This window comes from Yersinia sp. IP36721 (assembly GCF_003634395.1).
GTDB lineage: Bacteria > Pseudomonadota > Gammaproteobacteria > Enterobacterales > Enterobacteriaceae > Yersinia > Yersinia entomophaga.
Genome location: NZ_QCZL01000056.1, coordinates 1 through 2,760, shown reverse-complemented (window position 1 = coordinate 2,760; position 2,760 = coordinate 1). Strand labels below are relative to the sequence as shown.

Sequence of the window (2,760 nt, the reverse complement as noted above, 5' to 3'; positions counted from 1 at the left end):
GATCTTCACAACGAACCCCTTGAACCGGTCGCTTATCAAATGACAATTCCCATAAATTTAATTCTTCGATGTATTCGTAATCTTCTGGCGATGCCAAACGAAATAATTGAGACATAGAGACACCCTCCGATCATGTGTGAACGGAGACAGTATAAGGCTTTCGAGAAATTCCGCTTCCTCGACGTGAAACAAGTTCACGCCTTGCGGCGAGCGTTGCGAATTGAATTTATGAGGTTTACCAAGCTCCAGATGTAACAAAGCCCCGTGACAGCATCACAGGGCTCTGGTACTCTAAATCTTGTGCATTCGTTGCTCAGATTAGACGTCGCAATCCAATCTTAGCAACGTGAGAGGCGCTTGTCACGTTCTCATTAAATACCAGCCAACGACATTAACCCAAATGCACCACTTGATTGACTCGGACTTAGCCCGGTCTCCGAAAGGATAAACAGGCAAATTGTGGTAGTAAAACGTACCGGAAAACGAAATTCCGGCTCTACCTCCGAATCACGCTGCGGTATCGAAAGATTACAGTGCGTACCTGATAAGAGCACCAATCAACGGACTAGGGATTTCTTGGATTGCGAAGTGTCGAAAGAAGCCCAACCTAACCAAACTTAGCCAGATTAACGAGCTAAGAGACCATGACCCAATAACTGATCATGGAGAAAAGCAAAGACAAGATGAAGATGTCGCTTCGCTCCGTTTTGATTAGTACCACATTGGGGCATTAGGCGTTTTTTACCTAGATTTTATCGGTGAACAATAACACCTAAACTCTCAACAAGCTGAAGCGCCTGCTCTCCATCCAACTTCACTCCATCTAAATTAATTCGCCTTGCATCAAGCTCGCCAAGCGCCCCACCCGTTAAATCACAACCAGTAAAATCAGCCAAAGACCAATCAAACGATGAAAACTCCCCACAAGAAAGATCGGAGCCACGAAACACGGCGCCAGTTATCACAGTGCCATTCCAGCGATTTTCCCACAGTTCGCACTTTTCTAATATGACTCTAGAAAAATTAGCGTAACTAAGATTTGTCTTGGTTATATAAGCACTACAAAACCATGACCTTGTAGTTATCATATTCATAAAATTAGCCCCTCGAAAATCAGCTCCTTGAGCTAAACACTCACTAATTTCAAGACCTAAGGCGCTAATGTTTTTAAAATTACTCATTGATAAATCGCAGCTTTTAAAGCTAGCGTTTTTTAGTTTGGCTCTATTAAAATCACACCCTTCCAAGCTATTCCTGTCGTAAAAACTACAATCAACAAATTCAGTATCAGTTAAATCAACCCCTGAAAAATCACAATTTGAAAAGGCAATATTTTTAACTCTATTCCCCGTAAATTGATCTCGTGAAAACTTTTCATTGATAAAGTGCTTTTCCATACATGCTACACCTGGTTATTTATACAGTGCAATCATTGTACATTAATTTGAACAACCTTAAACTCTAGCTAAAATTGATTCATACAATCCCTTTTATGTTAAACGGGCGAGTTAGTTAGCAAAAACCTCCCGTTCATCCCCATTAAAGCCCCTCGAAACGATTTTAAGACACGATCACCCTATAAAACACCCAAATCTACGCTGAAAGTTTAGAACGGTTTTGCGGGCTTCTGAGTGCGTTTTTAACATCGTGCAAACTGACAAGTAAAACGATGCGAAATCGCTGAAAGTCACAAACTTGTTTTGTGGCAAGAAGCGATTTGACCAACCGAGTAAAACGAGGGCGGTAGGCTTTTTGTTTTTATCCTGATGAGCGTCCAGCGAAGAAAGGGAAAAACAGGGGGAGCCGAAACGAAATGACACGCCCCAGCGATGGCAAGTGAACCCCAGTGAACGTGTTTCGTTTTGGGGGCAAAGCCCCCCGTCAAGCGAAGCGTCTGACCACCACATTTTTGAGCGACCAAATACAGGGGCGAAAAAAGGGGGTGGTCAGACGAACGCAGTGAGTTTGACGGGCTTGGGTGAATGGTTTTTTTCGCAGGCGTCCAGCCGAAGAAAATAGCCAGAGGGCGGAGCCTTATGTCATTCATTTTCGTCCAGAAAATGAGTGGCATTGATACTGAAAGTATCATGGGGTGCAAGTTAGTAAAACTATGATTCTACCCATTATTTCACCCGTTATTCTGCCCGTTATACCTAAATTGGGTGCAATAACGGGTAAAGTAATAGGTAGAATAACAGGTGGATTAATGGGTAAGAAATAACACAACGTCATCTTGTGTCTATCTATTATTCTGTATCTTATTCTATGTATTATTCTACCTATTACAGACGAAATAGATAAAATAAGAGATAGAATAATAGATAGGATAATACATAAAATAATAGGTAAACCTAACGTCAGCGCACCTTTTCTTCGAGCTGTTTTAGCATCGAAATATCACCTAATAACCGTTGATTTTTACCTGTGAAAAAGATGATCGGACTGACATTTGCATTATCAATACTTCGGCTTAACTGAATTCCCATCGCCTGATAATCATCATCGTTTGTGCAATGGTATAACGCTAAAACAAGCTGACATTGTTCTGGAGTTCCGCATTCTATTGCCCAGCGGATCAACTCCGAAAAGGTCAATCCGTTCGGTTTCCAGTGTTTTTTATGCCGTGACGCTAACGCCTTAAATTTTTCACGCCCTTGATTATATTTTTCTGCCCCGATCACCGGATCTTCACAACGAACCCCTTGAACCGGTCGCTTATCAAATGACAATTCCCATAAATTTAATTCTTCGATGTATTCG

General features: G+C 41.7%; 1 protein-coding gene and 1 pseudogene. Both read right to left on the bottom strand.

Going from position 1 to position 2,760, the window contains the following annotated elements:
• Window positions 1-752: 752 nt before the first annotated feature.
• The gene (locus DBA33_RS20090; RefSeq protein ID WP_012634451.1) at window positions 753-1,397 is read right to left on the bottom strand and encodes a quinolone resistance pentapeptide repeat protein QnrD1; all 645 of its coding nucleotides are present in this window, start codon (window positions 1,395-1,397) and stop codon (window positions 753-755) included.
• A gap of 960 nt (window positions 1,398-2,357) precedes the next feature.
• Window positions 2,358-2,760, bottom strand: a pseudogene (locus DBA33_RS20085) (hypothetical protein); the annotation flags it as partial.